19 protein-coding genes are annotated in these 25,066 nt (G+C 60.2%); 4 read left to right on the top strand and 15 right to left on the bottom strand.

Annotated elements, in window-relative coordinates; genetic code table 11:
- The 6 genes from BLW70_RS08780 to BLW70_RS08755 form a co-directional block, all read right to left on the bottom strand.
- A complete protein-coding gene (locus BLW70_RS08780) occupies window positions 1-861 on the bottom strand; it encodes a MurR/RpiR family transcriptional regulator (RefSeq protein ID WP_074873589.1) in 861 nt (286 codons plus the stop codon).
- 15 nt (window positions 862-876) lie between these two features.
- Window positions 877-2,226, bottom strand: a complete 1,350-nt coding sequence (locus tag BLW70_RS08775) for a GntT/GntP/DsdX family permease (RefSeq protein WP_074873587.1) — start codon at window positions 2,224-2,226, stop codon at window positions 877-879.
- A gap of 298 nt (window positions 2,227-2,524) precedes the next feature.
- Window positions 2,525-3,970: a SulP family inorganic anion transporter gene (locus BLW70_RS08770; protein ID WP_074873585.1), complete on the bottom strand. Its 1,446-nt coding sequence runs from the start codon at window positions 3,968-3,970 to the stop codon at window positions 2,525-2,527.
- Between the two features lie 205 nt (window positions 3,971-4,175).
- Window positions 4,176-5,069, bottom strand: a complete 894-nt coding sequence (locus tag BLW70_RS08765) for an NAD-dependent epimerase/dehydratase family protein (protein WP_074873583.1) — start codon at window positions 5,067-5,069, stop codon at window positions 4,176-4,178.
- Window positions 5,070-5,172: 103 nt separating this feature from the next.
- The gene (locus BLW70_RS08760; protein ID WP_074873581.1) at window positions 5,173-6,084 is read right to left on the bottom strand and encodes a LysR family transcriptional regulator; all 912 of its coding nucleotides are present in this window, start codon (window positions 6,082-6,084) and stop codon (window positions 5,173-5,175) included.
- A 57-nt stretch (window positions 6,085-6,141) separates the two neighbouring features.
- Window positions 6,142-6,732 (bottom strand): NADPH:quinone oxidoreductase MdaB, encoded by a 591-nt coding sequence (locus BLW70_RS08755; RefSeq protein WP_074873580.1) that lies wholly within the window; start codon window positions 6,730-6,732, stop codon window positions 6,142-6,144.
- A 160-nt stretch (window positions 6,733-6,892) separates the two neighbouring features.
- Between BLW70_RS08755 and BLW70_RS08750 the strand changes: the two genes are divergently transcribed.
- Window positions 6,893-7,207, top strand: a complete 315-nt coding sequence (locus BLW70_RS08750) for a putative quinol monooxygenase (RefSeq protein WP_074873578.1) — start codon at window positions 6,893-6,895, stop codon at window positions 7,205-7,207.
- On the opposite strand, the gene BLW70_RS08745 is transcribed toward BLW70_RS08750, so the two are convergent.
- On the bottom strand, window positions 7,197-7,961 hold the full coding sequence (locus BLW70_RS08745) for a sulfite exporter TauE/SafE family protein (RefSeq protein WP_074873576.1): 765 nt from the start codon (window positions 7,959-7,961) through the stop codon (window positions 7,197-7,199). The two genes, BLW70_RS08750 and BLW70_RS08745, sit on opposite strands and share 11 nt — an antisense overlap.
- Before the next feature lie 202 nt (window positions 7,962-8,163).
- Here BLW70_RS08745 and BLW70_RS08740 point away from each other — a divergent pair, with 202 nt between their 5' ends.
- Both BLW70_RS08740 and BLW70_RS08735 read left to right on the top strand, forming a co-directional pair.
- A complete protein-coding gene (locus BLW70_RS08740; RefSeq protein WP_074873573.1) occupies window positions 8,164-9,048 on the top strand; it encodes a LysR substrate-binding domain-containing protein in 885 nt (294 codons plus the stop codon).
- A gap of 143 nt (window positions 9,049-9,191) precedes the next feature.
- On the top strand, window positions 9,192-9,536 hold the full coding sequence (locus BLW70_RS08735; protein ID WP_007946320.1) for a cupin domain-containing protein: 345 nt from the start codon (window positions 9,192-9,194) through the stop codon (window positions 9,534-9,536).
- Between the two features lie 220 nt (window positions 9,537-9,756).
- On the opposite strand, the gene mmsB is transcribed toward BLW70_RS08735, so the two are convergent.
- On the bottom strand, window positions 9,757-10,644 hold the full coding sequence (gene mmsB / locus BLW70_RS08730) for a 3-hydroxyisobutyrate dehydrogenase (RefSeq protein ID WP_074873572.1): 888 nt from the start codon (window positions 10,642-10,644) through the stop codon (window positions 9,757-9,759).
- 10 nt (window positions 10,645-10,654) lie between these two features.
- Window positions 10,655-12,181 (bottom strand): CoA-acylating methylmalonate-semialdehyde dehydrogenase, encoded by a 1,527-nt coding sequence (locus tag BLW70_RS08725; RefSeq protein ID WP_074873570.1) that lies wholly within the window; start codon window positions 12,179-12,181, stop codon window positions 10,655-10,657.
- A 163-nt stretch (window positions 12,182-12,344) separates the two neighbouring features.
- Here BLW70_RS08725 and BLW70_RS08720 point away from each other — a divergent pair, with 163 nt between their 5' ends.
- Window positions 12,345-13,292, top strand: a complete 948-nt coding sequence (locus tag BLW70_RS08720; protein ID WP_074873568.1) for a LysR family transcriptional regulator — start codon at window positions 12,345-12,347, stop codon at window positions 13,290-13,292.
- On the opposite strand, the gene BLW70_RS08715 is transcribed toward BLW70_RS08720, so the two are convergent.
- From BLW70_RS08715 to recC, 6 genes are all read right to left on the bottom strand, one after another.
- Window positions 13,289-13,792: an outer membrane lipoprotein YfiB gene (locus tag BLW70_RS08715; RefSeq protein ID WP_074873567.1), complete on the bottom strand. Its 504-nt coding sequence runs from the start codon at window positions 13,790-13,792 to the stop codon at window positions 13,289-13,291. The genes BLW70_RS08720 and BLW70_RS08715 overlap by 4 nt on opposite strands.
- 5 nt (window positions 13,793-13,797) lie before the next feature.
- Window positions 13,798-15,066 (bottom strand): diguanylate cyclase DgcN/YfiN, encoded by a 1,269-nt coding sequence (locus BLW70_RS08710; RefSeq protein ID WP_074873565.1) that lies wholly within the window; start codon window positions 15,064-15,066, stop codon window positions 13,798-13,800.
- Complete coding sequence (locus tag BLW70_RS08705; protein ID WP_074873563.1) at window positions 15,063-15,638, bottom strand: regulatory sequestration protein YfiR; 576 nt, start codon at window positions 15,636-15,638, stop codon at window positions 15,063-15,065. The genes BLW70_RS08710 and BLW70_RS08705 overlap by 4 nt, the downstream gene beginning before the upstream one ends.
- A gap of 119 nt (window positions 15,639-15,757) precedes the next feature.
- Window positions 15,758-17,866, bottom strand: coding sequence for an exodeoxyribonuclease V subunit alpha (recD, locus tag BLW70_RS08700; RefSeq protein ID WP_074873561.1), 2,109 nt, complete (start codon window positions 17,864-17,866; stop codon window positions 15,758-15,760).
- A complete protein-coding gene (recB, locus tag BLW70_RS08695) occupies window positions 17,863-21,549 on the bottom strand; it encodes an exodeoxyribonuclease V subunit beta (protein WP_074873559.1) in 3,687 nt (1,228 codons plus the stop codon). Before recB ends, recD begins: the two co-directional genes overlap by 4 nt.
- Entirely contained in the window at window positions 21,546-24,998 is a 3,453-nt protein-coding gene (recC, locus tag BLW70_RS08690) for an exodeoxyribonuclease V subunit gamma (protein WP_074873556.1), read from the bottom strand. The genes recB and recC overlap by 4 nt, the downstream gene beginning before the upstream one ends.
- Window positions 24,999-25,066 lie beyond the last annotated feature (68 nt).

Raw genomic sequence — 25,066 nt, 5'->3', positions numbered from 1 at the left:
TCAGTCTCCCAGCGGCAAATGATCGTCGCCGCCGCGGTAATCGTCGAGGGCGAGTTTGATCCGCCGCAGACGCTCTTGATTGTCTTCAGGATTGGCCAGCGCCAGCTCGGTGGCGAGCACGTCGATGGCCAGCAACATGCCGTAGCGCGCCGCCGTGGGTTTGTAGATGAATGAGGTTTCGACACCTTGCAGCGGCAGCAGCACATCCGCCAATTGCGCCAGCGGCGAGTCGGCCCGGGTGATGGCGAGAATTCGTGCGCCGTAGCTGCGCGCCAGCTCGACGGCCTCGAGCAGTTCGGGGGTGATGCCAGTCAGCGAGCAGGCAATGACGACGCGTTCGGCATCGAGGCTGGCGGCGGTGACGCGCATCATCACCGGGTCGTGGCACACCGCAATCGGGTAGCCGAATCGCACCAGCCGCACCTGCAATTCATCACTGCACAAAGTCGAGCAACCACCCATGCCGAAGGCGTGAATCATCCGCGCCTTGCCCAGCAATTTCACCGCGTCGGCGAAACGCGACTCATCGAAGGCCGACAGATGCTGGCGCAAGGTCGACTCGATATCGCCAACGATCTGTCCATAAAACGCCGACTGCTCGGGCGTGCCCGCCGGGTCCAAAAAACGACTGCCGACGCCGCTGGCCTGGGCCAGTTGCAGACGCAGATCGCGCAAGTCGCGACAGCCGACGGTGCGAGCAAAACGCGAGAGCGTGGCGGTGCTGACTTCCGCTTTCAGCGCCAGTTCATCCAGGCTGGCGGCGGAGGCAAATCCTACGTCGTCGAGCATCAGCCGAGCGATGCGTCCTTCACCCGCACTGAAGGAATCCTGACGGGCGCGGATCTGGTAGAGGATGTCCATGGCGGGCGGCTCCGGCTAAAGCAGGTAAGAAAGGCCAACGGTCAGACCGAAGGCGACGACCGAGATAATGGTCTCGAGCACCGTCCAGGTCTTGAAGGTCTGGGCGACGGTCATGTTGAAGTATTCCTTGATCAACCAGAAACCGCCGTCATTGACGTGGGAAAAGATAACCGACCCCGCGCCCGTCGCCAGCACCAACAGCTCTGGATGGGGATAACCCAGACCAATGGCCACCGGCGCAACGATACCCGACGCAGTGGTCATGGCCACCGTGGCAGAACCGGTGGCGATGCGCATCAACGCAGCAAACAGCCAGCCCATCAACAGCGGCGACAGCTGGAACACCTGCGCCAGACTGACGATCTGGTCGGTGACGCCAGCGTCCACCAGAATCCGGTTCAAGCCACCGCCCGCGCCCACCAGCAAGGTGATGCTGGCGGTCGGTGCCAGGCATTCGTTGGTGAATTTGAGGATCGATTCGCGGCTGAAGCCTTGGGCCAGGCCCAAAGTCCAGAAGCTCAGCAAGGTCGCCAGCAACAAGGCGATCACCGAATTGCCGATGAACAACAGAAACTGATTGAAACCACTGCCCGGCGTAGAAATCAGATTGGCCCAGCCGCCGATCAGCATCAGCACCACCGGCAGCAGAATGGTCGCCATGGTGATGCCGAACCCCGGCAGGCCGTCGCGTGGTTCACGCTCGAGGAACTGACGCTCCAGCGGGTTATCGTCCGGCAGTTGAATGCGCGGCACGATGAACTTGGCGTAGAGGGGGCCGGCGATGATCGCGGTCGGTATCCCGATCAAAATCGCGTAGAGCAAGGTCTGCCCCACCGAGGCCTGATAGGCCTGCACCGCCAGCATCGCCGCCGGGTGCGGCGGCACCAGCGCGTGGACCACCGAGAGCCCGGCGACCATCGGCAAACCGACCATCAGAATCGACACGCCCACGCGCCGCGCCACGGTAAATGCGATCGGCACCAGCAGGACAAAACCGACTTCGAAGAACAGCGGCAGTCCAACAAGGAAAGCGATGCAGACCATCGCCCAGTGGGCATTTTTCTCACCGAAGCGGTCGATCAACGTTCGCGCCATCTGCTCGGCACCGCCGGACTCGGCCATCATTTTGCCGAGCATCGTGCCCAGCGCGACCACCAGCGCAATATGGCCCAGCGTCTTGCCGACACCCGCCTCATACGCCCCCACCACGCCCGACGGCGGCATCCCCGCCAGCAGCGCCAGGCCGATGGACACCAGGGTGATGACAATGAACGGATTGAGTCGGTAGCGGGCGATCAGAACGATCAGCGCGATGATGGCGATGGCGGCGTAAACCAGCAGCCAATAGCCGAAGGACGGTGTCATGCGGTACTCCTCGAAAGGGTCACGTCGAATGGGTTGTGAAACTCATAAAACATTTCGAGACGTGATATTCAAACGAGGTGAAAGTAATTTTCGTGGAGGGGTAAGGGTTGTCGCGCAGAGGTATGAGAGGTCGCTAAATATGCAAATCAGATAGGCGAATTTACACCCCGATTTCCCTGTGGGAGCGAGCCTGCTCGCGATGAGGGAGAGTCAGTCAACAGTGATGTGACTGATACACCGCCATCGTCGGAACGCCGCCCGGAGCCGGCTCGCTCCCACAGGGATTTTGCTGGAGACCTCAGTCGTGACTGACCCGGGCGCGTTTGAGCAGCTTCTTGCAGCGTTCGGACAAGTGCAGCACGCGCAGGTGCTTGCCGGCCTTGGTGTAGCGTTCACGCAGCGTTTTTAGCGCAGCTATCGCCGAGTAGTCGACGAAGCTCAGGTGGCGACAATCGATCGTCACTACGGATGGGTCGTTGGCGGGGTCGAACTGGTTGAGAAAAGGCGTAGTCGAGGCGAAGAACAGCGTGCCATGCAGGTGGTAGAGCTTGCTGCCGTCGACTTCAAGATGACTGTCGGCATAGAGCTCGCGGGCCTGCTGCCAGGCGAAGTTGAGCGCCGCAATGATAATCCCGCAAAGCACGGCAGTGGCCAGGTCGGTGAACACCGTTATGACCGTTACCGCGATGATCACCAGCACGTCATTCAGCGGCACTTTGTTCAACACCCGAAGCGAGGCCCAGGCGAAGGTCTGCTGCGAAACCACGAACATCACCCCAACCAACGCGGCCAGCGGAATGCGCTCGATCAACGGCGACAAAAACAATATGAAAAGCAGAATCAGCACACCGGCCACCACACCGGACAGCCGACCGCGACCACCGGAGCTGAGGTTGATCACGGTCTGCCCGATCATCGCGCAGCCGCCCATGCCGCCGAACACGCCGGAGACCATGTTGGCCGCGCCCAGCGCCACACATTCGCGATCCGGGTAGCCACGGCTCTCGGTGATCTCGTCGGTGAGGTTCAGGGTCAGCAGGGTTTCCAGCAAGCCGACCAACGCCATCAATATTGCGTAAGGCACGATGATGCGCAGGGTGTCCAGGCTCCAGGGAATGTCTGGCAGTGCAAAGGTCGGCAAACCGCCGGCAATGTGCGCCATGTCGCCCAAGGTGCGGGTCGGCAAGCCGAGCAGATAAACCGCCAGCCCGACACCCAGAATCGCCACCAGCGCCGGCGGCACGGCGCGCGTCAGGCGCGGCAGCACGTAGACGATGGCCATCGTCACGGCAACCAACCCCGCCATCAGGTACAGCGGTGTGCCGCTGAGCCAGACGTCACCGCTCTTGAAGTGTTCCAGCTGCGCCAGGGCAATGATGATCGCCAGGCCGTTGACGAAGCCGAGCATCACCGGGTACGGCACCATGCGCACCAGCTTGCCCAGCTTCAGCAGCCCGAACGCCAGCATGATCAACCCGCCCAGCAACACGGTCGCCAGCAAATACTGCACACCGTGCTGAACCACCAGCGCAACGATCACCACGGCCATCGACCCCGCGGCACCGGACACCATGCCCGGCCGCCCACCGAAAAGCGCGGTCAGGGTGCAAATGATGAAAGCGCCGTAAAGTCCCATCAATGGATTGAGGTGCGCAACCAGCGCGAAGGCGATGCATTCGGGCAGAAGAGCGAATGACGTAGTGAGCCCGGCCAGGGTATCGGCGCGCAGATGTTTGGGTTTCATGGCTGATCTAAATACAGGCGGGAAAAGAGGGGGCGGATGTTACGGAATTGGGGGCGGCCCGGCCAGTTATTGGGTCGTCAGAAACGCAATCGCGGGCAAGCCACGCTCCCACAGGTATTGTGTCGTTCGCGAAACTGATGAACGACACAATACCTGTGGGAGCGTGGCTTGCCCGCGATGAACGATGACGCGGTCTAGAGCGAACTCACACCATCTCGTCACGAATCCATTCAATCACCGAAGTCCGCTTCGGCACCCAGCCCAGCAGTTCGCGCGCCTTGTTACCACGAACCCGGCTGTTGGAACCCAAACCATAGTTGGCCATTTCATACCCCCACTCGGCTTCGGCCTCTTTCAGCGGCCAGTCTTGTGGCTCACCCAGATTCAGCGCTTGGGCAATCGCAGTGGTCATGTCGATGAACGACGCTTCACCGCTTTCCACGAAGTAGAAAGTGCCCGGTACGTTGTTGGTCAGCACCAGCAGGTACAGGGCAACCACGTCTTCGATGTGCACGTTGGACCAGATGTTCTGGCCGGTACCGACATGCCGGACCACGCCACTTTTACGCGCCTGTTTCAGCAAACGCGGCAACTGCACGCTGTCGCGATTCACGCCCAGGCTGTGGCCGTAGATCAGGGTGTTGCAGATCACTGCCGAGTTCACCCCGTCCTTTGCTGCGGCAAGGATCAGGTTGTCGATGGCCACGCGCGCAGCTTTGTCGATAGTCGGCTCGGGCAGATTATCTTCGTAATAGATAACGTCGCTGGATTTACCGCCCGACGCATCGCCGACAATGCTCGAACCGCTGGTGTGCAGGAACACTTTGTTGGAACCGCGAAGTGCATCGAGCAACGCTTCTACCGCGCCGCGATGGTCGCTGCTGGCGGCGTTGATCACGGCATCGGCAGCGCGGGCCTGTTCGGCCAGTAGGGCGCTGTCGTCAAGCGTGCCGAGCACCGGGGTGATACCCAGAGCGCTCAGTTCATTGGCTTGTTCGGTGCTGCGAACCAGGCCAGTCACCATATGGCCAGCCTGGACCAGGCCGGTGGCGATGGAGCCACCGATAAAACCAGCTGCGCCGGTTACGAATACGTTCATGGAGAGACTCCCAGCGTTAATAAGTGATGCAGCCAGTATCGAGGACCGATGCCAGTGGAAACAGACGGCATCGCCCAATTCACTCTTGCGCAGGGATCACGAATCAGCCCTTGAAATCCGCATTCGCATAAGCCGCCAATTTGCCCTGGATGAAGTCCAGGAAGCATTGAATCCGTAGGGCAAGTTGCGAGTTGCGGTAGTACACCGCGTTGATCGGCTGGCGATAGCCGCTGTTGAAATCCGCCAGCAGCACCTGCAAACGTCCGGCGCGGATGTCATCAATCGTCATGAAGTGCGACAGGCAAGCGATGCCTTGGCCTTCCAGCGCCAGGTGCCTGATCGTCTCGCCGCTGGAGGCGCTGATCGACGCCTGAATCGGCCAACGATCACCGTGCACGTAACGCAGCGGCCATTGGTTGAGGCCTTCGTTGTGGGTAAAACCCAGCAACGTATGCCCGGACAAATCCGCCACTTCAGCCGGTACACCGTGTTTTTCAAGATAGGCCGGGCTGGCGACGATGTGCAGCGGACTGCAGCCCAGCGATCGAGCGTGCAGGGTCGAATCGGCGAGCGTGCCGATGCGGATGGCGATGTCGGTGCTTTGCTCGAGCAAGTCGATGATCAGATCGTTGCTGTTGAGCTCCAGCTGGATGTCCGGATAGAGCCGGCGGAACTCGTCGATGTACGGCACGATGGCGTGCAGCATGAACGGTGACGCGGCATTGATCCGCAGGCGCCCGGACGGGGTTTGCTGACGCGAGGTCAGACGCTCTTCAAGCTCGTCCATCTGATCGAGAATCAGCTTGGCGTGCTCGAAAAAATACTTGCCCTCTTCGGTCAGGTCCATGCGTCGCGTGGTGCGGTTGATCAGCGTGGTATCGAGTTTCGCCTCCAGCCGCGACAGCGTACGGCTGACCGCCGAAGGCGTTTGCCCGACCTGTTCGGCCGCAGCGGAAATCGACCCGCATTCAATCACGCAGACGAAAATCTGCAATTCATCGGATCTGGCTTTCACGGATGCCCCTCATTCAAAACTGGCTTGATAGTAGCTGGATGTGGGGCAAAAGGAACCTTACGCCGGCAGGCCGAACACCTCGGTCAAATGCTGCTCATAGCGCGCCACATCGGCTTCGATATTAGGGCGCTTCATCACATCAACGCACAGGAACGTTGGCAAACCGGTCATGCCGAGGAAGGTGTTGGCCTTGTGGAACGGGAAGTACACCGCGTCCACGCCCTTGGCTTCGAAGAAGTCGGTTGGATCGTCGAAGGCTTGCTGCGGCGCGTTCCAAGTCAGGGACAACATGTATTGCTTGCCCTGCAACAGACCACCGCTGCCGTACTTTTGCGACGCGTCGGAACGGGTGCGACCGTCACTGGCGTACAGGCTGCCATGGCCTTCGGTGAAGACTTCGTCGATGTACTTCTTGACGGTCCAGGGCGCGCCCATCCACCAGCCGGGCATCTGATAAATGATCACGTCGGCCCAAAGGAATTTGGCCACTTCTTCGGCGAGGTCGTACCCCTCGTCGATGAAAGTGGCTTTCACGTCGACGCCGCCGCGATCCAGCACGCTCAGCGCGGCTTCATGCAGGGTGGCGTTGTAACGGCCATCGGAGTGGGCAAATTTTTTGCCGCCATTGAGCAACAGGACTTTTTTCATGGGAAGTCTCGGAAGGTTGGAATTCGATGGCGCCAGAGTAGCGATCTGCCTCGCGCTGAATAAGCGCTGAATTCACAAAATTCATTTGACCAATACGCACGAATCGACAGGCGATTGTTGCCATAAACTTGCGTCGATTCTGAACTTGAGGAAATTTCTGATGAGTGAAATGCAAGGTTTCATCCTGCACGCCAAGACCCGCCCGGAAAAATCCGACGCCTTCGAAGCGTTTTTCAGCGGTTATGTGCAAGCAAGCCGCGCCGAACCCGGTTGCATCGAGTACCACATGTTGCGCGACAAACAGGACCCGACGCTGTTTATCTTCTACGAGATCTGGCAGTCCCAGGCTCACTTGGACGTGCACTCGAACCTGCCGCACATGAAGCAGTTCCTTGAGCAGCGTGATGAATACCTGGAACGGGATTTCGATATCCGCGCCATCGACATGCTCAGTCCGCCGTCCGCTACCCGCTGATCAGCAAGTGGCCGCCGAGCACGCCGAGGCCGATAAAGAACACACGCTTGAACAGCACGGCGCTGATCCGCTGGCGCAGCCATTGCCCCAGCAACATGCCGAGCACCGCCGGGATCAGCGCCAGCAACGACGCACTTAACTCGCCACCGCCCAGTGCGCCGCGCCATAACAATCCGCCGGCCAAGGCCAGGGTCGAGACGGTGAACGACAGACCCAGCGCCTGCACCAGTTCATCCTTGTTCAAGCCCAAGGCTTGCAGATAAGGCACGGCCGGAATCACGAAGACGCCGGTGGCCGAGGTGATGACGCCCGTCAACAGACCGCCAAGCGGACCGAGCCAACGCTCAGTGTGACGGCCGACACGCAAGGTCGGCAGACACAACCCGCTCAACGCGTAGAGCAACAGCGCAGCGCCCAATCCCCGCACGACCCAATGACCACTGGCCATGCCGATCCACAACGTGCCGGCCCCGGTGCCGATGAAGATCGCCAGCAGCATCGGCCACAGGCGTTTGATTAACCCTCGCAGATGCCCGCCGAATGCCAGTTGCCAGACATTGGTGAGCGTTGCGGGGATGATCAGCAGCGCGGCAGCCTGCGACGGCGCCATAGCCAGACCGAGCAAACCCATCGCGATGGTCGGCAGACCGAGGCCGATCACACCCTTGATCATGCCGGCCAGCAAAAAGGTGGCAATGACCATCAAGGAAAGGGCCAGACCGAGGTTTTGATAGAACGCGGCGAGAGTATTCATGGCGCTATCGTGAGCCTGGATTGGCTGCTTGAAAATCTGCCATATACTGAGGCAGCCTCTTGCTCAGCAAGAGGCATGATCGTTCCCACGCTCTGCGTGGGAATGCAGCCCGTGACGCTTCGCGTCGCATGCCAAAGCGGACGCAGAGCGTCCAGTGAGGCATTCCCACGCAGGAGCGTGGGAACGATCTTTGGGACTGACGATGCACTTCAACCTGACCGATCTGCGCCTCTACCTGAACATCCTCGACAGCGGCAACATCACCGCCGGCGCGGCTCGCAGTCATCTGTCCCTGGCGGCGGCGAGTGCGCGCATCCGCGCAATGGAGGCATCGTTGGGGATCGAATTTCTGCAGCGAGGTCGCCGCGGTGTCAGCCCGACCCCGGCCGGCAAGGCCCTGGCGCAACACGCCCGTGTCCTCCTGCAACAAGCCGAACGCCTGCAGCAGGATCTGGCGGAATACGCCAACGGCGTCAAAGGTCAGGTGCGGTTGTTGTGCAACACCACGGCAATCACCGAGTACCTGCCGGAGTTGCTTGCGGATTTTCTTCGCGACCACCCCAACCTCGACATCGATCTGCAAGAACTGCCCAGTGCACGCATCACTCACGCCTTGCGCCAAGGTGCCGCAGACCTGGGCATCGTCTCCGACGCCGTAGACACCGATGACCTGCAAACCCGCCCGTTTCGCGACGATCCGCTGGTGCTGATAATGCCCCGCGATCATCCCTTGGCACCCGCAAGTGTCGTGAGCTTCAGCGACACCTTGCACCACGACTATGTCGGCCTGAACGCCAACAGCGCGTTGGCGGTGTACCTGGAAGAACAGGCGCTGCACACCGGGTCACGCATGCAAATCCGCATCCGCGCCGACGGTTTCGATGGCGTGATGCGCATGGTCGCTCGGGGGGCCGGGTTGGCGATCGTCCCGCTTGCGGCGGTTGAGCGCTGGCGCGACGAACAATCTTTCAAAAGTCTCGCCCTGCAAGAACCTTGGGCTCAACGCAAACTCCTGCTCTGTGCGCGGGACTTTGAGACGCTGCCCGGCTATGCGAAGGCCTTGCTGCACGCCTTGACTCTCCCCTGAGGGGCAGACTTTACCCTTGGGCTTTCATCTTTGAGCGCAATGCGCGTTTCTGGACAGCTCAATGTCGAGTACAGACAACTGAGCGGCAGACGGGCGCTATAGGGTGCGACTTCAGTTCTCTAGTCCACTGCCCCGGAGTCCACATGACCGCACCTATTACCGTTCTTCGCGATACCCATCCACTGCCGGTGCTCGACGCCTGCAAATGGGAAAAACTCGAAGGCGACCCGCACACCGTCAACCTCAACGCCTACACCAGCGAAGACGGCAGCAAGATCATGGGCACCTGGATCTGCACGCCGGGCAAATGGTATGTGGAATACGTGAAGTGGGAATACTGCGATTTCCGCGAGGGGTACTGCATCATCACCCCAGAAGGAAAAGAGCCGATCCATCTGCGCGCCGGTGATATTTTCGTCATCGAGCCGGGCATGAAAGGCACGTGGGAAGTGGTTGAAACCGTGCGCAAGTATTTCGTGTTTGCCTGATGCAAAAAAACCGGGAGATCACCCGACGTGATCTCCCGGTAAATGTCGATAGGAACAATGCTGCCCCTGTGGGAGCCAGCTTTTGTGGTGAGGGGGTTTACCCCCGTTCGGCGGCGAAGCCGTCGTAAAACCTGCCTACACGGTATGCCTGAGGGAATGCGGGGGAGCGCTACGCACTCCAACGGGGGCAAGCCCCCTCGCCACAATCCCGGAAAACTCCTTATTGCGGTTTGCGATAGCTGTTGATGATCGCCGAGAAGTCCTTGCCACCTTCCCCACGCTGGCTCATCGCCTGATACAACTGCTGGGCCACCGCGCCGAGCATCACCGGTTGGTGCGCCTGACGTGCTGCCTCAGTAGCTAGCCCCAGATCCTTGAGCATCAACTCGGCACCGAAACCGCCGGTATAACCGCGCGAGGCCGGCGCCGTTTCGACGATGCCCGGCCACGGGTTGTACATTTCCGAACTCCAGCAACGCCCTGTGGAACTGTTGATGATCCCGGCCAGCACCGTGGTGTCGATGCCGAGCGCATCACCAAGCGCCATCGCTTCGCTGACTCCGACCATCGAGATCGCCAGCAGCAGGTTGTTGCAGATCTTGGCGATTTGCCCGGTGCCGACTTCGCCGCAATGAACGATGTTGCGGCCCATTTGCGCCAGCACGGGTTGCAGGGTGGCAAACAGCTCAGGGGTGGCGCCGACCATAAACGTCAGGGTCCCGGCTGCCGCACCACCGGTACCGCCCGACACCGGCGCATCCGCCATGGCCACGCCTTGCTTGGCCGCCGCCGCGGCGACATCACGCGCCGTCTGCGGATCGATGGTGCTGCAATCGACTGCCGGCACGCCCTTGGCGATACCCGCCAGCACGCCGTCTTCACCCAGCCACACGCTGCGCACATGCACCGCGGCGGGCAGCATGGTGATTACCAGTTCTGCGCCTTGAGCCGCTTCACGCGCCGAAGCGCTGATGCTGCCGCCCAGTTGCTCAAGCTCCGCCAGGACGGTTTTGTTCAGGTCGACCAGGTTCAACGAATGGCCGGCCTTGATCAGGTTGCGCGCCATCGGCGCGCCCATGTTGCCGAGACCGATAAAAGCGATTTTCATGACCGGCTCCTTAACGCAAGTTAATGGTGGTGTTCACACCGTCGTTGACGCTGTTGTCATCGAACCAGCGACTGGTGACAGTCTTGGTCTGAGTGTAGAACTGCACCACTTGCTTGCCATACGGACCGAGGTCGCCGAGTTTGGACCCGCGCGAACCGGTGAAACTGAAGAACGGGACCGGCACCGGAATCGGGATGTTGATGCCGACCTGGCCGACGTCGATTTCAGTCTGGAACTTACGCGCCGCCGCACCGCTTTGGGTGAACAGGCCAGTGCCGTTGCCGAACGGGTTGGCGTTGACCAATGCGATGGCCTCATCGAGGGTATCGACTTCCAGCACCACCAGCACCGGACCGAAGATTTCCTGGGTGTAGATCTGCATCTGCGGGGTGACGCCGGAGAACAGGGTCGGGCCGACAAAGTTGCCCTTCTCGAAACCAGGAACCGTGATATCGCGACCGTCCAGCTCCAGCTTGGCGCCTTCCTTGATGCCACTCTCGATCAGATCCAGAATCCGCGCCTTGGCCTTTTTGGAAATCACCGGACCGACGTCAGTGCCCGGCTCGCTGCCGGCATTCACTTTGAGTTTCTGCGCCAGCGCCTTCAGGTCAGGCAGCCATTGTTTGGCCGCGCCCACCAGCACCACCACGGAGGTGGCCATGCAGCGTTGCCCGGCCGCACCGAAACCGGCACCGACCAGCGCATTCAGCGCTTGCTCGCGGTTGGCATCGGGCAGCACAACCGCGTGATTCTTCGCGCCCATCATCGATTGCACACGCTTGCCGTGCTTACCGGCCAAGTCGTAGACGTGCGTGCCGACGGCGGTCGAACCGACGAAGGAAACAGCCTTGATGTCCTTGTGGGTGCAGAGCGCATCCACCACGTCTTTACCGCCATGAACGACGTTGAGCACGCCCGCCGGAACACCGGCCTCGATCGCCAGTTCCACCAGCAGCATGGTCGACATCGGGTCCTGTTCGGACGGCTTGAGCACAAAGGTGTTGCCGCAGGCGATGGCCATCGGGAACATCCACAGCGGAATCATCGCCGGGAAGTTGAACGGCGTGATGCCGGCGCAAACGCCGATTGGCTGACGCAGGGTGTAGGTATCGACGCCGCCCGCAACGTTCTCGGCGAACTCGCCCATTTGCAGGCTGCCGATGGAGCAAGCGTGTTCGACCACTTCCAGGCCGCGGAAGATATCGCCTTCAGCGTCGGCGATGGTTTTGCCTTGCTCGTTGCTGAGCACCACGGCAATGCGCTTGGAGTGTTCGCGAATCAACGCCTGGAGCTTAAGCATGATGCGCATCCGCGCGCCGATCGGCGTCAGCTTCCAGGTCTGGAAGGCGCGATGGGCGGCACTGATCGCAGCGTCGACTTCCTGTGCGGTGGCGAACGGAACCTTGGCCAGCACTTGCTGGGTCGCCGGGTTGACGATGTCGTGCCACTCGGTAGTCTGGGACTCGACCCACTCGCCGTCGATCAACAGCTTTACCGTTTGGACAGTGGTTTCGTTTGGCGTGAGCGAAGCGTTCATATTGGGTCTCCGGGAAGTTGTTCTTATTTAGAGAGCTATCTGTATAGCCAAGGCGAGACTGTCGCCTTGAAACGAGACGTGTGTCGCGAGTTGGTTCTCGGACTGTTTTTGGAGTATAGATGTGCAAACTTCTAATAAGAACGCACATAAAAGCCGGTCCATCATGCAAAAAAACATCACGTCTCTAGGCTCGTTGAACTGGGATGACCTCAAGTTTTTCCTTGAAGTCGCCCGCACCCGCAAGGCCAGCACCGCAGCCAAGCGCCTGGCGGTCGACTACACCACGGTGTCGCGGCGCATCAGCTCGCTGGAAGCGGCGTTGGGCACGTTGCTGTTCGAGAAATCCCGGACCAGCGGTTTTGTCCTGACTGCCGAAGGCCAGCGGTTGCTCGGTTATGCCGAGTCGATCGAAAGCACGCTGCACATGGCCTGTGAACAGGTTTCGGGGTCTGGCGTTGCGTTGTCCGGGCATGTGCGCATGGGCTGCACCGAAGGCTTTGGCAGCTTTTTCATCACTCCACAGCTGAGCCATTTCGTCGACGCCTACCCGGCAATCTCCGTGGACATCCTGCCGCTGCCGCACTTCATCAGCCTGTCCAAGCGCGAGGCCGACATCGTCATCGCCCTGGAGCGCCCGGAGCATGGGCCATACGTGTGCTGCAAACTCTGCGACTACAAATTGCAGCTCTACGCGACGCAGGATTATCTGGACAAGCACCCACCGATCCGCCGCCCGGCTGACTTGGGTAAACATTCATTCATCAGTTACGTCGACGATCTGGCGTTCAGCTCGGAGCTGTTGTACCTGGCGAATGTGTTGCCCGGCGCCAGTGCCAACCTGCGCAGCACCAGTGTGATTGCGCAATTCGTGGCCGCGCAGCAAGGGCGGTCGCTGGCGATTCTGCCGTGCTTCCTGGCCGCCCAGGATCCGCGATTGCTGCCGGTGTTGCCGGAGGAAATCAACATCACCCGACAGTTCTGGATGTACTGCCGCGAGGACCTGCGCAAGCTCAAGCGCATCACCCTGTTGTGGGATTACATCCGGGAGGTGACTGAGCGGAATCAGGGTCTGTTGATGGGTGAAAGTCGCGAGACCCTGTTCGCCGATTAGTCGGCGCTCACCACGATCGACACCCGGCGGTTCTCGGTACGGCCGGCCGGTGTGTTGTTGGAAGCAACCGGTTCACTGCTGCCGAGGCCGCGCAGCAGGATGTTTTGTTCCTTCATCCCGACAACGGTCAGCACCTTGCCGACGCTTTTTGCGCGGCGCAACGAGAGCTGCTCGTTGTAAGACTCTTTGCCCGAGGCGTCGGTGTGACCGTCGACCCGCACTCGTTCTATTTCAACCCCCAGCAATGCCTTGCCGATACGCTCGACGATGTCGGTGCTGGCTGGGTTGAGGCTGTCGTCGTCACTGCCAAACAGCACTTTGCCGGACAAGCCAAAGGCCCAGCCCTCATCGGTCAATTCGAAGCCTTGCTGCTTGAGCACAGCGATCTGCGCCGGAGTCAGGCCTTTTTGCGGCGCCGTCTGGCAACCGCTCAATGTCAGCAAAGCCATCAATAAGGTGAAGGTGAAAAATCGCAGGGAACGCCGGGTCAGTGAGAACACAAAAATTAGCTCCTGGTTTGAACATCGGCGACAGAGTGCTCCGACCCTGCCGTGTGCTGTGCGCCTCGGGAAAGACGCTTGGCTTGGTACATGGCCGCGTCGGCGGCGTTAAGCAAAGCACCGGGTGTGGTCCCATGGTCGGGGTACACGGCGATGCCGATGCTGAGTGAAGTCAACACCTGGGTATCGCCCGGCAACGGGATCGGTACTTCCATGCTGGTGATTATTTTGTCGGCAATCCACTCGGCATCCTCGATCCGGTGCAGCGGCGTCAGCAGGACGGCAAATTCGTCACCGCCCAGGCGTGCCACCAGATCCCCTTCGCGCAGTTGCGCTCGAACCCGATTGGCCACGGCCACCAACACCGCATCGCCAGCGGCATGACCGAAGCCATCATTGATCTCCTTGAACCGATCACTGTCGAGAAACAGCACCGCCACTTGCTCGTTGAGTTTGTTGGCATTACGCAGCGCTCGAATCAGCCGTCCTTCGAAAAACGCCCGATTCGGCAACCCGGTGAGGCTGTCATGGCTGGCCTGGTGGGCCAGGGTTTCGTTTTCGCTTCGCAGGTGGGTCTGCCAGGATTCAAGCTCATCGAGCAAGGCATTGAAGTCATTGCCCAGGTTGTCGAGTTCGGCGATGGCGGCGGGAGGCACACGCTGATCGAAGGCTCGCTCGCTGCGGGCGGCGTGAGCCACGAACGCCAGGCTGCGCAATGGCCCCGTGATTGCGCGAAGTTGTCGGCGCGCCAGATAGAGCGCCACCCAGGCACTGACGGCGGTACACAAAACGATGCCGAGCAGACCGCTGAGCAGAAACCGCAACAGGCTGCCCCCGTGACCGGTGAGCTGGATGCTTCCAATTGCCTGACCTTGATGGACGATTGGCATGCTGATCGGTTTTTCCAGAAAGGCCTTGGCAATCTGCATTTCGAGGTCCGAGAAGAAGCCCGTTTCCGGCCGCTCCCAGCGAGCCAGCAACGTGCCTTGCTCGTCCAGCACTTGGGCATCGGCCACTTCTTCGGTGGACGCAATCAATGCCAGCGCTTCGCTAGCGGCAGACTTGTCGTTGAACACCACCGCCGCTTCCACGGTGTAATTGATCGAGCGCGCAATCAGGTGCAAGTTGTGGTCGGCATAGACCCGCAAGGCCAGTACGCCGAGCAACGTCAGCGAGATACTGGCCATGGCCACGGCCACGAGTGCGACGATCAAATGTCCGCGCCCGATGACCGAGCGCAAGGTTGGGCGGTTACCCGGCTTGAAAAGACTCATGGCGCCGCCGGCTTGCGGCGGGACAGTTGCAGCACACTGGGGTGAATACGCACGCCGCTTCGGGCGACGGAATCCAGGTTGACTTCAAAGGACACTTGCTCATCGCTGACCCGCAGGCAAAACAGACTGCCGACGGTACAGGGGTCGTCGCGTTCGCTGATGCTCAGCACCGGACGCCCTGCCAGCGAAGCGAATAGCCGGCTACGTTCATCACTGGTCAGTTTGCCGATATACACCGCATCGCACTCACCGGTAATCGACGGGTTGTCGGCCAACAGACGTCGCACCGTGACGGGGCGACCGGTGGCCTGGGTCGTGCCTTTGACCAGATCGTCGGTGTATTCGGTGGGGCCCACAATGCACAAGCGCAGTTGTGCTGGCTCAACAGGCCAGCGGGCATAACTGAGAATCCCGAGGACCACCTGAGTGACGGATTGTGCGCGCTGATCGGCCATGCTCACAGGCGTTTGCGACTGAGCGAAAACGATGCCGGTGAACAAACAGAGAAGGCCGGCGAACAGCACGTGTTTGCACCCGGTAACGCGCTGTGTCGTCCAGACAGCGACCTTCATGCAGGGATTCTCTTCGATCGTAGCGAAATGATGCCGCAACGATAGCACAGCGTTCAAACGCCAGCGAGGCGGCGTCCTACGGCACTTCAGTCAGTTTCCGGCGCCTGACGCCGTCCCTTTCAATCCCTTGATTCGACACCCTCATCCAGTTCCAGCATCAACCCGCTCAAGCGTTTGACCTTGCGCCTCACCGCCTCTTCGAATACGCCGGTACGCGGCTCGATCAGGGTGAACCAGTTTTTGGCGCGGGTAATCCCGGTATAGATCAATTCCTTGGTAAGCACAGGGTTCAGGGCATCCGGCAGAATCAACGCGGTGTGGGCAAATTCCGAGCCCTGGGATTTATGCACTGTCATGGCGTACACAGTTTCCACATCATTGAGCCGGCTCGGCAGTACAAAACGTACGCCACCCTGACCATCATTACGCGGGAACGCCACACGCAGTACCTGTTTCCCAACCTCTGGCCCCTCGCGTTCCGGCAGCTTGAGGGCAATGCCGATGTCGCCATTCATCAAACCCAGGCCATAGTCATTGCGGGTCATCAGCACCGGTCGACCTTCGTACCACTGCTGGTCGCTGTCGATCAGCCGGGCCTTTAGCAGCGCGGCGGTCACGCGTTGATTCAAACCTTCAACGCCCCACGGCCCTTTGCGTACGGCGCACAACAACTGGAAGGTGTCGAAGGCTTGCAGGACTTGGCGAGCCCAATCGGTCCAGCAGGGATCATCAAGCGTGCTGTCGAGCGGTGGCCGCAGGCTGCGTAACAGACTCAGGTAATGCCGATAACCCTGCGGTCCATCGCCATGCCCCTCAAGCAGCAAGCGTTCCAGCGCCCGGTCCTGCTCCCCCTTGAGGGGCAGGGAAAACACGTCGTCATGGCTTCGCGCTGCCAACAACTTGCGAGCTTCCTCGGGTTGCTGCTGGTTGACCCAACGAGCCAATTGGCCGATGCCGCTGCCCTCTCCGAACCGACGCGAATGACGCAGCATCACAACTTGCTGGGCCAGCGGATGAGTGCCCTGGGTGTCTTCCCGCAAACCGCTGGCATCCAGGCTTTCACCACTGACCGCTTGCAGCCACCGGCGAGTCTGCGGGCTGTACCAACCGGCCTCGGCGTCGCGGCACAGGTCGCCCAGCACCGCGCCGGCCTCCACCGATGCCAGTTGATCCTTGTCACCGAGCAGCACCAGACGGGCATGAGCCGGCAACGCATCGAGCAGGTTGGCCATCATTTCCAGATCGATCATCGAGGCTTCGTCCACCACCAGCACATCCAGCGGCAAGCGATTACCGGCGTGGTGACGGAAGTGTCGAGTACCGGGGCGACTGCCGAGCAGACGGTGCACAGTGGTGACATCTGACGGGATCTTCACGCGTACGGCTTCATCGACTTCCAGTGTTCTGACCTGCTGACTGATGGACTCCGTCAGTCGGGCTGCAGCCTTGCCGGTGGGTGCCGCGAGACGGATGCGCAGCGGCTTGCCCGCCTCCACCGCCGGCGCCTGGAGCAACGCGAGCAAACGCACGACCGTCGTCGTCTTTCCGGTCCCCGGGCCACCGGTAACGATGCTGAAAGCGCTGCGGGTGGCGAGGGCGCAAGCGAGCTTCTGCCAGTCAATCACTTCCCCGGGCCTGGCTGGGCCGAACAAGCTGGTGAGGCGTTGGGGCAAATCATCCGGTGTGGTTTCGTGTTCGACCAGGCGTTGACGCAGCGACGTATCGATACGCCGTTCGTAAGCCCAGTAGCGACGCAAGTACAGGCGTTTGCCCGACAACACCAATGGCCGATGTTGCGCCGCCTCACGACCATCGACCGCCAATGCGACCAGGCTGCTGGAAGCCAGGACCTTGCACCAATGGGCACCGTCCAGCGCCTCAAGCAATTGCGACGGCAACAACATTGCGCCACTTTGCACATCACCTTCCGGTGGTAGCGACAGGGCGAAGTCCGGTTCCTTGAGCGTCTCGAACAGATCCAGGCACACATGACCGTGGCCCAGTTGATGGCTGGCCAACGCCGCGGCCAGCAGCACCAGTGGATCATCGCAGGGAGCGAGCTCGTGAAGAAAAGCGACGAAGGCTTTATCCAGCGCTCGCAGCCAGCCGCGCTCAACCCAGCGCGTCAGCAGTAGCAGCAAGTCATCGGCGCGACTCAACGGCGCCAGATCCACGAGGCTTTCGGCTGTCAACGAAGTCGGCAGCAAATCAGCGAAGGTGCGACTCATAGCAAAACTCCCTGTTCCCAGGCGGGTTCGGCCTTGGGTTCTGGCTTGCCCTGGAACAGCCGGTCGAGACGTTCGATCAACTCTTTTGGTGGACGGGCAAAATACACGCCTTGGCTGGGCGCGCGCGTACCACGCAGGAACAGGTACAACGCACCGCCGACATGCCGGTCGTAATCGTAATCGGCTAGTCGCGCCTTGAGCTGGCGATGCAGGGCCAACAGGTACAGCACGTATTGCAGGTCGTAACGGTTGTCGAGAATCGACTGCTCCATGGCCTGCTCGGTATAGGCCGCGTCATCGACGCCCAGCCAGTTGGATTTGTAGTCGGCGACGTAGTAGCGGCCGTCGTGTTCGAACGTCAGGTCGATGAAGCCCTTGAACATGCCATTGAGCAACACCGGCTCGGCAGCCACCCGGGCCACGCCGTTGTGGGTGTATTGGCGCACCAGTTCATCGAGCTTGAGCACATCGACCTTATGGCTGGCGAACCAGAATTCCATCTCGACGCGGTAGTGGGTCAATTGCTCGAATACCACGGGAGCCTGCCCACCACCGATATGCAGCGGAGAGGTAAGCAGATGCTGCAGCCAATCGCTCAGGGCGGTTATCCAGCCTTCCCAGCCACGTCGATTGCAACGACGGGCAATGGCGTCTTCCACCGCTTTTGGCGTGGCGGTAAAACCTTCGTCACCGGCCCATTCGAGCAAACCATGGAGAAAGGTGCCGGGGTTCGGGCCGCGAGGGAATCGATGGATATCCGCGCCGCCGGCCACTACTTCGCGTGGTGCTTGCGGATCGAGGCGTTCGTCGTCGAAGAGCTTTTGCGCTTGCGGGCTTTCCGGCGCTTCATCAGTGCCCACGCTCATGCTGTCGCCAATGCGCAGGGCACTGTAAGAGGCAATCCACCAGTTTTCGCTGGCCTTGCGCTTGGGTATCAGCGGAGCAAGCAACGTCGCATCGTTGCGAGGTGGATGGTAGTGCTCGACGGTCGCTTCAGGCATTTCACCGTAGCTCAGCGCAGGACAGTCCTGCTGCAGGTCTTCCAGCCACCGCTTCAAGCCTGCCGACTCGGCCAATGGCACTCCGCCGCCCAGCAGATAACCCAATGCCGACAGGTGCAGCACCGAGCTGTTGTTATTGCCGCGTTTGAGATCCGTCACTCCGAGCCAGCAGGCGTGTTGCGCCCGGGTCAAGGCCACGTAAAGCAAGCGCAGATCCTCGGCCAGTCGCTCATCATCCGCCTGAACAATCAACTCGGCCGTCGGCTTCAAGGTCACTTGGGCCTTGCCGCTTTCGTCGTGGTAATGCAGCGGCAGACGACTGCCATCCACTGGCTTCGCCGAGCAAACGAATGGCAGGAACACCAAGGGATACTCAAGCCCCTTGGACTTGTGAATGGTCACGACCTTGACCAGTTGTTCGTCGCTCTCCAGACGCAGGATCTGCTCTTCGCCGGCCTGACCGGACAACGCCAGGTGCTCGGACAAATGACGGATCAGCGCTTGCTCACCATCGAGCTCGGCGGCCGCCTGTTGCAGCAACTCGGACAGGTGCAGCAAATTGGTCAGCACCCGCTCGCCGTCACTGCGCAGAATCAATGTCTGAGGCAGCTGAAAGTCATGCAGCAATCGCCGCAGCATCGGCAACACGCCCTGCTTGCGCCAGAGCTCGCGATAATGACGGAACTGCATGACCCGCGCTTCCCAGGCCAGTTCGTCCTGATTCAGCCGTTCCAGCTCAGCCAGCGACAGGTTCAGCGTGATGCAGGCCAACGCGGCCCGCAGTGGACGCTCGACATCCGGCTCGGCACAAGCCTTGAGCCAGGTCAGTACGTCGTGGGCCTCTTGGGCAGCGAACACCGAGTCCTTGTCCGACAGATAGACGCTGCGCACGCCACGGGCGGAGAGTTCGCCGCGCACAGCCTGAGCTTCTTTACCGTCGCGGACCAGGATCGCGATATCCGCGGGTAGCAGCCCTCTGAAGTCCTTGTCATCCTGGATGAAACCCGCGCGACCTTGTTGCCCGCCGTTGAGCAAAGCGGTGATTTCACTGGCGCAGGCGGCGGCGAGTTGTTGTCGGTACACCGCGCCGGACAGCGGCTGATCGGCGGACAGGTGCCAGATGTTCAGGGCGGGCACGACCTGGCCGTCGATGTGCAGAACTTCTTTGCGCCCTTGGGATTCGACCGGCAGGAACGGTACCGGGTTCTCGCCGCTCTTTTCACGAAACAGGAACGCGCCCCGACCGGTTTCGCGAGATTCGGCGCGCTCGAACACATGGTTCACCGCACGGACCATGCCATGGCTGGAACGGAAATTCGTACCCAGAGTATGCAGTCGGCCAGTGGTTGCCTGGCGGGCGCGCAGGTAAGTGTAGATGTCGGCACCGCGGAACGCGTAGATAGCTTGCTTGGGGTCGCCGATCAGGAACAGGCCGCATTCGGGATTGTTGTCTTCGATGCGATAGATGCTCTCGAAGATCCGGTACTGCACAGGGTCGGTGTCCTGGAACTCATCGATAAGCGCCACTGGAAACTGCTCGCGAATCAGGGTCGCCAGCCGCTCGCCGCCATCGGATTGCAATGCTGCATCGAGGCGAAGCAGCATATCATCGAAGCCCATCTCCGCACGGCGACGCTTTTCTTCCTCGAACCGTGTACCGACCCACTGGGCGGCGTGTTGCAGCACGGCGGCATCAGGTGTCGGCAATCCATCGAGGCAGGTCTTGAGGCCGGGCATGGCGTCCAGCCCGGGATGACGGGGTACTTCACCCTTCCAGGCTTCGGCCATACCGTCGGGAGTCAGGCGCGTGAATCCGGTGCCGATATCCAGCTGCTCAAGGGATTCGTCTTCAGCCCAGGCCCTGATCTTTTCGAACCAGGGTTCGAAATAGCGCGCCTGCATCTTGCGACCGTCGACGCTCTTGCTCGCGACACCCTGGTGACAAATGGCAAGCAGTTCGTCCGCCCACTGGCGCCAGGGCATCTTGAGTTCGAGCAAGGCTGCCCGTCGCTCTTGCAGACACGCCGTTATCAGCTCGGCAGGTTCTTTACCTTCAACACTGTCTCGCTCACTGGCGAACAAACCACGTACTCGAGGCAGCAAGGCTGCCGGACCACCCCAATTCCCACGCACCCAGTTCAGCGCATCACCTTGCATCGGGTAACAAAACAGACGCCAGTAATCGCGCAGGACTTCGCCCAGCAAATCGCTGTGATCGGTTTCCAGGGTCTGTGTAAACAGACTGCCACTGTCGAACGCGTGCTCGCGCAACATGCGCTGGCACCAACTGTGGATAGTCGAAACTGCCGCCTCGTCCATCCACTGCGCAGCGATGTCCAAGCGGTTCGCGCATCCGGACCACTGCTCGGGAAGGTACTCCTCACGAAGCTCCGCGATAAGGCTGTCGGGCGCCGGTGTTTCATCACGGAAAAACCGTGCAGCTTCAGCGAGACGCGTGCGGATACGCTCGCGCAGTTCTTTGGTCGCGGCATCGGTGAACGTCACAACCAGGATTTGCGGCGGCAACAGTTCACGTCCGAAGCCGCTCGACTCTGCGCCGTGGCCAAGGACCAGACGCAGATAAAGCGCGGAAATGGTGAAGGTCTTGCCGGTCCCGGCGCTCGCTTCGATCAGTTGGCTGCCGCGCAGGGGAAATGCCAAGGCCAGAGGTTTTGTGGTCATGCGCGCGGCTCCTCGCTGTTCAATGAACGCCAAGGCGCTTCAAGCAACGGCCGATACAACGCGTTGCACCAATCCGGGAACGTTTCGTCTGCGGCAAGCGAGTCGAAGTCGGCGAACTGTCGGGCGAGTGCGGGGCTTTCGCGACGCTCGCCGTCGGTGGTCAGGCCATCGCCTTCATAGGCTTTGCGGGCTGCGGTCTGGGCTTTGACCGGATCAGTTTGACCCAGCCATGCGAAGCCGGTCTTCACCGCAATCGGCAATGGTTGACGCATGCCCGTCTGCCAAGCCATTAACAGGTCGCCCAGAATCCGCAAGGCGGCATCCTCCAGCATCGGACCGAGCAGCAGACTGTCGTCGCTGGCCACCAATGCAGTGGTCATCGCCATACCACTGGCGCAGGCAACCAGGTGATTGACCCATGGCCGTGTCAGCCGATGCCATTTGCGCGACTTGATTGAGCCGATGCTGTTGGGGATTGTAGTGACGGATAGCAAACCACCGTCCGCTCGCTGATGCAGACCGCTGAGCCAGCCTTCCAGGCGCAGCCCCTGCAACTCCAGATTCACTGGCAGAGCGTTGGTCAGAGGTGTTGGCCATAACGCCAAAAGCTGCTGATAACGCTGCAACAGATCCGGCAACGGTTCGATCAACTCTCGCTGTAGGCATTCGCCAAATCCGGCCATAGGCAGGAGCCCACTGTTTTGCAGACGTTTTGCCTGCGCTTCCAGTACCTGGTCGGTGCTTTCCAGATTCCCCAGTGCAGCTTCGAGCAAGCTGTCGCTGAGGCTGTAACGTTGCAACGCGTCGAGTACGAATGGCTCTTCATCAGCCAAGGGCACTTCAGCCGCTTCGAAGTACACTTTCAGCCGTTGACTGAAAAAATGCCGCACAGGATTACGCAGGAAGTCCTGCAGTTGTCCGAGACTTAGCGGCTCCTCCTGAACATACGGATCAAGGACTTCGGTATCAGTCGACGGCTCACCGGTTTGATGCAATACCTGCCATTCATTGGCGTAGCTGAACAAGTCATCGCCTTCATGAAAGTAGCGGGCGCTGAACGGTTGCAACGGATGTTCCTGAGTGATGGCCGCAAGCAAATCTTCGTCGACATCATGCAGTCGCCAACCGCTGGCCAGATGATCGCGCAATTGGCCAATCAGTACCGACGCGGGGCGTTCACTGTTATCGCGAATGCTGCGACCGACCCAGCTGATATAGAGTTGGTCCCGTGCCGACAACAGGGCTTCCAACAGTAGATAGCGATCATCTTCGCGTCGGGAGCGATCGCCAGGGCGGTAATCACTGCCCATGAGATCGAAGTCCAGTGGCGGTTGTGCACGCGGGTAGTCCCCGTCATTCATGCCCAGCAGGCAGACGAGTTTGAACGGGATCGCGCGCATGGGCATCAAGGTACAGAAGTTAACTGCACCGGCCAGGAAACGCTGGGACAGGCGGCCTTGGTCGAGGCCGGCGAGCCAGGCTTCACGGACCACGGTCAACGGCAGCTCATCATGCAAACCAACTGACTCGCAGGTCTCAAGCCAGGTTTCACGCAGCTCTTCGAGTTGGGCCAATACGTAGTCGTCATGTTCGTTACTGGCCAGGAAAAACAACTGAACCAGTGCGTGCAAGCGAAAGCCCCATTGTTTGGGAGCGGCAGGTTGAGAGAGCTCCTGGTGCGCAATCTCCAATGCGTCCAGCAGCGCAACCAAAGGGCCGATGAGCGCGGCGTCCAGACCACCGATCTCGTCGTAGGGTTCGATACCCTCGCAAGCACCGGCACTGCCTACGGCATAACCGAGCAGCATCCGTCGCAGGCCGAAACGCCAACTGTTTTGTTCCAGCTCCTGCGGCAGACCGAGACCCGCGCGCTGTTCGGCATTCATGCCCCAGCGGATGCCTGCGCCTTCGATCCAACGATGCAGTGTCGGCAGATCGCGTTCCTCTACACCGAAGCGAGCGCGCAGTGCAGGAACATCCAGCAGATCGAGGATCTCACTCACGGGGAAACGGCTGTCGGGCAGTTTGAGCAGGTGTTCGATAGCAATCAGTAGCGGGTCACGGCCGCGTTGGCCTTGATCTGCGAGTGTGAAGGGAATGAAACGCGGGTCGTGGCGTTCAAGCTGAGCAAACACCGCTCGAATATGCGGTGCGTAGCTGTCGATGTCCGGGACCATCACAATCACATCGCGAGGCCTTAAGTCCGGATCAGCACTGAAGCGTGCGAGCAACTGGTCGTGGAGGATCTCCACTTCGCGCTGGGCGCTATGGGCAATGTGAAAACGGATCGACTCGTCCTTCGCCGGATCGACAGCTGGCCAGCGCTCGCGAGTCTCGTTCAAGGGACGCAATTCAAGAATGTCGTCCTGCAATTGATTGAGCATGTTCTGTGGCTGGCTGTCGCTGAACAGGTCAATACGGCCATCGCGGAATGCCGAGCGATAACTGTTGGGATCATCGTAACTGTCGAGCAGATTGATATAGTCTCGCCCCTGTTTGCCCCAAGCCGCCAGTAGTGGATGCGCATGCTGGTGAAGGGTTTGCGGATCGAGCACAACCGGCATTCCGCTCTTACGAGCCTGACGCTTGTATTGATGCCGCAACAGGTCTTTATCGGCGACGATGTCTGCCCAATGGTGACGACACGGGTTGTGTACGCAGAGCAGAACCTGACTGAAGCGCGCCAGCCCCGCCAATGCTTCCAGTGCTTGAGCGGGTAGTGAAGAAATCCCGAAAACGATTACCCGCGAAGGCAATCCGCCAGGGGCTACGTCGAGGCTGTTGATGCGTTCGATAAACCGCTGATGGACGCCGGCTCGACTTTGCGCCATGCCTTGTTCACCCACATCCAGCAACAGCGCACGCCACAACTCTGCCTGCCAGCAGTTAGCCGGGGTCAGAGGTTTGGTTTCACCTCTGCCATTTCGTAGTTGATGACGACCTTCGGCCCAGTCTTCAAGCCAATCGGCCCGATACACCTGGTATTGGTCAAACAAATCCGCCAGCCGCTCGGCCAACTGATAGCGTTTGCGTAAATCGGTGTCATGGGTCAGGAAGCGCTGCAGCGGTTCGAAGTGCGGTTGATTGATCAACTGTGGAAGCAGACGCATCAGACGCCAGGTCAAAGGAGCTTTATCGAGCAGGGATTTGACCGGGATTTCGTCACGCCCAAGCACCATGCGATAGAGCTGCCACATAAAGCTACCCGGTAACTGAACGTCGATGGCTGCAGCGATTCCGCAGCCACCCATGTCGTCATCTTCAGGATCTTCCGCTAGTGCCAGCTTCAGCCATTGAGCGATGCCGTTGCTCTGTACCAGGGCAATTTCATTTTCCAAGGGAGCCAGCGGGTAACGCCGCATCCAGCTGACCACCAGGCTGCGCAACTCGTCCAGGCGATTGCCGTGAACCACCATAAAACCAGCACTGAGGGACGTCGCGTCCGGCATAAAGGCTTCCTTGGGAAAATACAAAAGCTAGGGCCGAACCTTAGCATTGTCGGGAGACTGTGACAGCC

The sequence above is a fragment of the Pseudomonas frederiksbergensis genome, assembly GCF_900105495.1.
GTDB lineage: Bacteria > Pseudomonadota > Gammaproteobacteria > Pseudomonadales > Pseudomonadaceae > Aquipseudomonas > Aquipseudomonas frederiksbergensis.
This window is presented reverse-complemented; position numbering and strand designations above follow the sequence as displayed.

Bases quoted from the DNA above. Each gene is read 5' to 3' on its own strand.
- BLW70_RS08780 (WP_074873589.1), bottom strand. From the start codon at position 861: ATGGACATCCTCTACCAGATCCGCGCCCGTCAGGATTCCTTCAGTGCG.
- BLW70_RS08775 (WP_074873587.1), bottom strand. From the start codon at position 2,226: ATGACACCGTCCTTCGGCTATTGGCTGCTGGTTTACGCCGCCATCGCC.
- BLW70_RS08770 (WP_074873585.1), bottom strand. From the start codon at position 3,970: ATGAAACCCAAACATCTGCGCGCCGATACCCTGGCCGGGCTCACTACG.
- BLW70_RS08765 (WP_074873583.1), bottom strand. From the start codon at position 5,069: ATGAACGTATTCGTAACCGGCGCAGCTGGTTTTATCGGTGGCTCCATC.
- BLW70_RS08755 (WP_074873580.1), bottom strand. From the start codon at position 6,732: ATGAAAAAAGTCCTGTTGCTCAATGGCGGCAAAAAATTTGCCCACTCC.
- BLW70_RS08750 (WP_074873578.1), top strand. From the start codon at position 6,893: ATGAGTGAAATGCAAGGTTTCATCCTGCACGCCAAGACCCGCCCGGAA.
- BLW70_RS08745 (WP_074873576.1), bottom strand. From the start codon at position 7,961: ATGAATACTCTCGCCGCGTTCTATCAAAACCTCGGTCTGGCCCTTTCC.
- BLW70_RS08740 (WP_074873573.1), top strand. From the start codon at position 8,164: ATGCACTTCAACCTGACCGATCTGCGCCTCTACCTGAACATCCTCGAC.
- BLW70_RS08735 (WP_007946320.1), top strand. From the start codon at position 9,192: ATGACCGCACCTATTACCGTTCTTCGCGATACCCATCCACTGCCGGTG.
- mmsB (WP_074873572.1), bottom strand. From the start codon at position 10,644: ATGAAAATCGCTTTTATCGGTCTCGGCAACATGGGCGCGCCGATGGCG.
- BLW70_RS08725 (WP_074873570.1), bottom strand. From the start codon at position 12,181: ATGAACGCTTCGCTCACGCCAAACGAAACCACTGTCCAAACGGTAAAG.
- BLW70_RS08720 (WP_074873568.1), top strand. From the start codon at position 12,345: ATGCAAAAAAACATCACGTCTCTAGGCTCGTTGAACTGGGATGACCTC.
- BLW70_RS08710 (WP_074873565.1), bottom strand. From the start codon at position 15,066: ATGAGTCTTTTCAAGCCGGGTAACCGCCCAACCTTGCGCTCGGTCATC.
- BLW70_RS08705 (WP_074873563.1), bottom strand. From the start codon at position 15,638: ATGAAGGTCGCTGTCTGGACGACACAGCGCGTTACCGGGTGCAAACAC.
- recD (WP_074873561.1), bottom strand. From the start codon at position 17,866: ATGAGTCGCACCTTCGCTGATTTGCTGCCGACTTCGTTGACAGCCGAA.
- recB (WP_074873559.1), bottom strand. From the start codon at position 21,549: ATGACCACAAAACCTCTGGCCTTGGCATTTCCCCTGCGCGGCAGCCAA.
- recC (WP_074873556.1), bottom strand. From the start codon at position 24,998: ATGCCGGACGCGACGTCCCTCAGTGCTGGTTTTATGGTGGTTCACGGC.